We start from the raw sequence: 6,122 nt of genomic DNA on the forward strand, positions 1-6,122 counted from the left end.
TACGGTGGGGAATTCCGCACCTTACGTTAAGGCCATCAAAACCTGAGGGGTGCTCTGGCGACGAGGGATAGAGAGTAAACTACCCGACTCCAACCGCCGAGTAGTACGGAGCAGGCTTTGGGTAATCCTGCAGTTGGCAAGCCAACCACCAACCTCTAATCCAGTTTGCGGGCCGCAGGATCCCTTCCCTCTTGAGAGTTGCACAGAAGCAGAAAGCCTTCTCTTCTGCAGACTCTGCCAGGATCAGCCGTAGTACCCCTGGTTGATCCGATTTTCCAGTTGGTTGGCCCCCTCTTGGTACTCCCCAAACACGAAGTTCTCCGCGTTCGCCTTGATCAGGGCCTTCTGCTGCTCCGTCAATTCTGGGATCCGCAGCATGTCCTCCAGGCTGTTGTAGGGAGCATTTTTCACCAGAATACGGGCCAGGGTGGGATAGAAGCCAGGCAACTGGCGGTAGTTGCGCAGGATGGTGTTGTTCACATCGATGGGAGTGTCAAGATGTTTCACCGGCGGAAGCTCTGCCGCCACGGCCGGGATCCCCAAGGGGGCCAAGCACAGACAGAGCATCAACAGGATAGACACCAAAGCAGACAACAGCCGACGCATAGCACCACCTTTGCAGACAAGGTTGAAAGCAGTCATGACAACGCTCAGGGGATAGGTCGCTAACATTCTCCGACCATTCAGTGTCTCATCCCCGCTACCCCGAATCGAGACCCAGATTCAGATTTGGATCCCGTCAGAAATAATTTTTAACAACTATGATCGGGGAATAGCCTTTTGGCGGCTGACCAACTGCTCATCGCTTTTGTTTTGCCCCATGTCCGACTCCACCATCCTCCATCCCCTCAGCCCCTCTGGCCGGGAGACGTCTCAACCCCTCTCTGCCGCCGATCCAGAGCTGGAGCTGCTAGAGCAGAGAGAACTCTTCGTCTGGCGGCACATCGGGCCAGACGCCCAGCAAATCCGTCAGATGTTGCAGGCCTTGGGGCTGAGCTCTCTACGGGAATTAGTGGATAAGGCGGTGCCGGCGGCGATTCGCAGCAGCCGACCCCTGCACCTGGGATCCCCCAGCAGTGAGCAGCAAGTATTGGCAGAACTGAGGGCAATGGCGGCCCAGAACCAGGTGTGGCGCTCCTTTTTGGGCATGGGCTATTCCAACTGCCTGACGCCGCCGGTGATCCAGCGCAACATTCTGGAGAACCCCGGCTGGTACACCCAGTACACCCCCTACCAGGCGGAGATCGCCCAGGGGCGGCTAGAGGCCCTGCTCAATTTCCAGACGATGGTGATCGATCTAACAGGCATGGAGATCGCCAATGCCTCCCTGCTGGACGAAGCCACTGCTGCCGCTGAGGCTATGAGCCTGGCCTATGCCCTGGCAGGCAAGGGATCCCAGGTCTTCTGGGTGGATCGCGGCTGCCATCCCCAGACCATTGCCGTCGTGCAGACGCGGGCAGAGCCCTTGGGGATCCAGGTGCGTGTGGCGGATCCTTTTCAGTTAGAGCTGGAGAACGGCTTTGGTGTGCTCTTACAGTATCCCAACACCTATGGAGAGATCCGGGATTACCGCGACCTGGTGGAGCAGGCTCACCAAAGAGGGATGGTGGTGGCCGTAGCCGCCGACTTGCTCAGCCTGACTCTCTTGCAACCGCCAGGGGAGTGGGGAGCGGACATTGTGGTGGGATCCACCCAGCGCTTTGGGGTGCCCCTGGGCTACGGCGGCCCCCACGCTGCCTACTTTGCCACCCGCGAGGCCCACAAACGGCTGCTGCCGGGGCGGCTGGTGGGGATCTCCCAAGATGCCCAGGGCAGGCCGGCCCTGCGCCTAGCCCTACAAACGCGGGAGCAGCACATCCGCCGCGACAAGGCCACCAGCAACATCTGCACCGCCCAGGTGCTCTTGGCGGTGGTGGCCTCCATGTATGCCGTCTATCACGGCCCGCGCGGCCTGCGGCAAATTGCCGAACGCATCCATCGCCAGGCCCATCACCTGGCCGCCGGGATCCGGGATCTGGGCTACAGGGTGGGGCCAGAGTCTTTCTTCGATACCTTTTGGGTGAAGGCAGAGTCACCCGAACAGGTCGGCCAGATCCAAAAGCGGGCCGCCCAGCGGCGCATCAACCTGCGGCGGATCGACGAGACAACTCTAGGGATCAGCGTGGACGAGGCCACCACCTCTCAAGATCTGCGCGATCTCTGGGAAATCTTCGCTGGCTCCAAGGAGCCAGCCTGGGATCCCGAAGGCCTGAGTTCGGATCCCCACCAAAGCCTGCCGCCTCAGCTCTTGCGCACCACCCCCTACCTCATCCATCCGGTGTTTAACCGCTACCACTCGGAAACGGAGCTGCTGCGCTATATCCACCGCCTGCAGAGCCGGGATCTCTCCCTTGTCCACTCCATGATCCCCTTGGGCTCCTGCACCATGAAGCTAAACGCCACAGCCGAGATGCTGCCCATAACCTGGCCGGAGTTTGCCCAGCTCCATCCTTTTGCGCCTCTGGAACAAGCTCGCGGCTATCAAACCCTCTTTGCCCAGTTGGAGCGAATGCTGGCAGAGATCACGGGCTTTGCCGGCGTCTCCCTCCAGCCCAACGCCGGATCCCAGGGGGAATATGCCGGCTTGCTGGCCATTCGTCGCTACCACCAGGCCCGCGGGGAAAGCCAGCGCCAGGTGTGCCTGATCCCCACCTCCGCCCATGGCACCAACCCCGCCAGCGCTGTCATGGCCGGGATGCAGGTGGTGAGCGTAGCCTGCGACAGGGCCGGCAACATCGACCTCGAAGACCTGCGGGCCAAGGTGGAGCAGCACCGGGAACGGCTGGCCGCCCTGATGATTACTTACCCCTCCACCCATGGGGTGTTTGAGGAAGGGATCCGCGAGATTTGCCAGATAATCCACGAGGCCGGGGGGCAGGTGTACATGGATGGGGCCAACCTCAACGCCCAGGTGGGCCTCTGCCGTCCTGCGGAGCTGGGAGCCGATGTCTGCCATCTCAACCTACACAAGACCTTCTGCATCCCCCACGGCGGCGGCGGGCCGGGGGTGGGGCCCATTGCCGTTGCCCGTCATCTCCTGCCGCATTTGCCCGGTCACCCGTTTTTGCCTGGTTGCAACGGCCCGGTCAGTGCTGCCCCCTGGGGCAGCGCCAGCATCCTGCCCATTGCCTGGGCCTACATCCGCCTCATGGGATCCGCCGGCCTTACCCTAGCTACCCAAGTGGCCCTCCTCAACGCCAATTACATCGCCAAGCGGCTGGATCCCTACTACCCGGTGCTCTACAAAGGGCCAGGGGGATGGGTGGCCCACGAGTGCATCCTGGATCTGCGCCCCCTCAAGAAAAGCGCCGGCATTGAGGTCGAGGATGTAGCCAAGCGGCTGATGGACTACGGCTTCCACGCCCCCACCATCTCCTGGCCAGTGCCGGGGACAATGATGGTGGAACCCACTGAGAGCGAATCCCTAGAAGAGCTGGATCGCTTCTGCGAGGCAATGATTGCCATTCGCCAGGAGATTGCTGCCATTGAGCGGGGCGAGATGGATCCCGTGCGCAATCCCCTTAAACTTGCCCCCCACACCGCCGAGGTAGTGGCCGCCGATCACTGGGATCGCCCCTACCCTCGATCCCTAGCCGCCTATCCCCTCCCGTGGGTCAAGGAGCGCAAGTTCTGGCCCAGCGTCAGCCGCATCGACAACGCCTATGGGGATCGTCACCTGGTGTGCAGCTGTCAACCTTGGCTGGAAGGCTGAATTAAGCTGCCTGCGGCTGGTCCAGCTCTGAGGAAGAGGGAATGAGCTGCTCGGCCTCTTGCACAAGGCGCCTAGTCTCTTGCACAAGGCGCTCAGTCTCTGGCAGCGAAGCCAGCACCTGCGGCAGCACCTCCTTATCGGCCTCAACAGCCCTCTCCGTTTCTTGCAGGAGCTCGATCGAGGCCTCGGTAAGCAGGTCAGCCACCTGAGACAGTTGCGCCTTCAGCGAGGCGTTCTCTCGCTCCAATTGCACCAACCGCCCTTGCAGGCTATCCATTTGCCGATCTCGCTCTCCCAGAGCTGCTTCCAGCTCACGGTTGCGGGCCTCCAACGCTTGGCGGGCTGCCTCTGCTTGGTTCAGCCGTTCTGTTAAGCTTGCCAATTCATCCTCCAAACTGGTGAGGCGACTCACCTGTTCCAAAAGTTGGGCATTTTCTGCTTTCAGTTTTTCAATCAACGCCTGAGCGCTCAACAGATCTGCCTTGGTAGAGTCCAGGTCATAACAGACTTGGTCATAGTTGGCAATTAGCTCGCCTAGTCGAGCTTCTTTCTCCTGCAGTTCTTCTCGCAGGGAACGAATCAAGCAATCCCTCTGTTCAACGCACTGTTGTAACTGTTCGACCTGCTGTCGTAGGATAGGCAGTTGAACCCAAGCCTTCTTGGCTAGGCCGAGAATTTCCCTGAAGCTCTCCTGCAGGCGGCTGTAGGATTGATCCAATTTGGCAAAGGCTTCGTTGAGCGCAAGGTAAGCCTTGCATACCTCCATGTAGCGCTGGGCCAGAGAAGTGGGGTGATCCATGATGTAGAGTCCAGGTGGGGGTGCCGTGTCTATTTTATGCCGTTCATTCTATCGACCCAACCCGGAAAAGAGGTTATTCGCTACAACAACTGGGGGATTAATTTTACTTTAAGATTTTCCTCTCTCTAGGCAAGCAGCTCACGTCCTGCCCCGACAGGATTCAAACTCTCTGGCAAAAACGGCCCTCAAGAGTAGCACATTTTTACTCCCATTGAGGGGCTCACACATTTAGCGTCTGGAGCAGAGCATTTAAAATTAAAAAACACCAGATATGGTTCAAACGCACCTGAAAGGGGGCCTCTGCTGGCTCAGGCAGGCTGCGCCTCCGGGATCCCCAGCGCTTCCAGATGGGCGGCGGCCCGCAACAGGTTGGCCTCTTGGTAGGGGGCAGCCACCAGTTGGACGCCAAAGGGCAGGGATCCGCTCTCGCGCAGCGGCACCGACAGCACCGGCAGGCCGACAAACGAGAGGGGCTGGGTGTAGAGACCCAGGTTGGGCCGGGTGAGGACTTCCACCCCAGCGATCACCATCTTCTCTTGGCCAAGCAAGGGGGCAGAGCAGGGGGTGGTGGGGGCGATGAACAGGTCGATCTCTTGAAAGAGGGCCTGAAGCTGCTGGCGATACCAGCGGCGAAAGCGCTGCGCCTGCACGATCCAACTGGCGGGCAGCAGAGCGCCAGCCAAAAGGCGATCCCGGGTCGCCGGGTCGAAGTCGTGGGGACGAGTTCGCAGGTGATGCAGGTGCAGGTTGGCTCCCTCGGCAGCCGTGATCAGGAAGGCAGCGGCGCGGGCGCGCTCGGCCTCCGGGATCCGCACCGTTTGCTGGGCTCCCAGGGCCTGGGCCACTTTTTCCACGCCGGCCAGGATGTGGGGCTCTGCTCCCCGCAGGAAGTAGTCGTCGGCCACGGCAATGCGCAAGCCTTGGATCCCTTGCCCCAATTGCCCAAAGGTGGGATCCGCAGGGCGGCGAGCGCAGACGGGATCCTGGGGATCCGGCCCTTGCATGGCATCGAAGCTGAGGGCGAGATCGGCCACCGAACGGGCCAAGGGGCCCACGTGGTCGAAACTGGGAGCCAACAGGGCTACTCCTGCCCGCGACAGACGGCCATAGGTGGGCTTGAGGCCGTAGATGCCGCACAAGGCGGCGGGCACCCGAATCGAGCCGTTGGTGTCGCTGCCCAGGCTGAGAGGTACCAAGCCCCCGGCCACGGCTGCTGCCGAGCCACCCGAAGAGCCGCCGGCACTGCGGCTGAGATCGTGGGGGTTGCGGGTGGGGCCGTAGTGGCTATTTTCGGTTACAAAGCCGTAGGCGTACTCGTCCATGTTGAGGGTGCCCACCAGGATTGCCCCTGCCTGCTTGAGGCGGGCCACCACCGTGGCATCTTGGGTGGCCGGGGGGTTCTCGCGGTTGATCGCCGAACCGGCCAGGGTGGTGAGGCCAGCCACGTCGAAGAGGTTCTTGACGGCAAAAGGCACCCCCGCCAGGGGGCCCACCGGGATCCCTTTGGCCACCTGTCGATCCAGCCGCTCCGCCGCCTGCAGGGCCGATGCTTCCAGCACGGCTGTAAAGGCA

The 6,122-nt window shown here is 61.3% G+C and carries 4 protein-coding genes; 1 reads left to right on the forward strand and 3 read right to left on the reverse strand.

Annotated elements, in window-relative coordinates; genetic code table 11:
• Window positions 1–243: 243 nt before the first annotated feature.
• Window positions 244–606, reverse strand: coding sequence for a photosystem II complex extrinsic protein PsbU (gene psbU, locus NW852_RS10350; RefSeq protein ID WP_414366594.1), 363 nt, complete (start codon window positions 604–606; stop codon window positions 244–246).
• Between the two features lie 214 nt (window positions 607–820).
• Here psbU and gcvP point away from each other — a divergent pair, with 214 nt between their 5' ends.
• Entirely contained in the window at window positions 821–3,751 is a 2,931-nt protein-coding gene (gene gcvP / locus NW852_RS10355) for an aminomethyl-transferring glycine dehydrogenase (protein ID WP_414370421.1), read from the forward strand.
• Window position 3,752: 1 nt separating this feature from the next.
• Here the strand turns inward: gcvP and NW852_RS10360 are convergent, their stop codons facing one another.
• Both NW852_RS10360 and NW852_RS10365 read right to left on the reverse strand, forming a co-directional pair.
• Window positions 3,753–4,550 carry a hypothetical protein gene (locus tag NW852_RS10360; protein WP_414370423.1) on the reverse strand — a complete coding sequence of 266 codons (798 nt, stop codon included), beginning with the start codon at window positions 4,548–4,550 and terminating at the stop codon, window positions 3,753–3,755.
• A gap of 308 nt (window positions 4,551–4,858) precedes the next feature.
• Window positions 4,859–6,122 (reverse strand): AtzE family amidohydrolase (locus NW852_RS10365; protein WP_414426716.1); only part of this gene is annotated, 1,264 nt, incomplete at its 5' end.

The organism is Synechococcus sp. H60.1, from assembly GCF_047462335.1.
Lineage (GTDB): Bacteria > Cyanobacteriota > Cyanobacteriia > Thermostichales > Thermostichaceae > Thermostichus.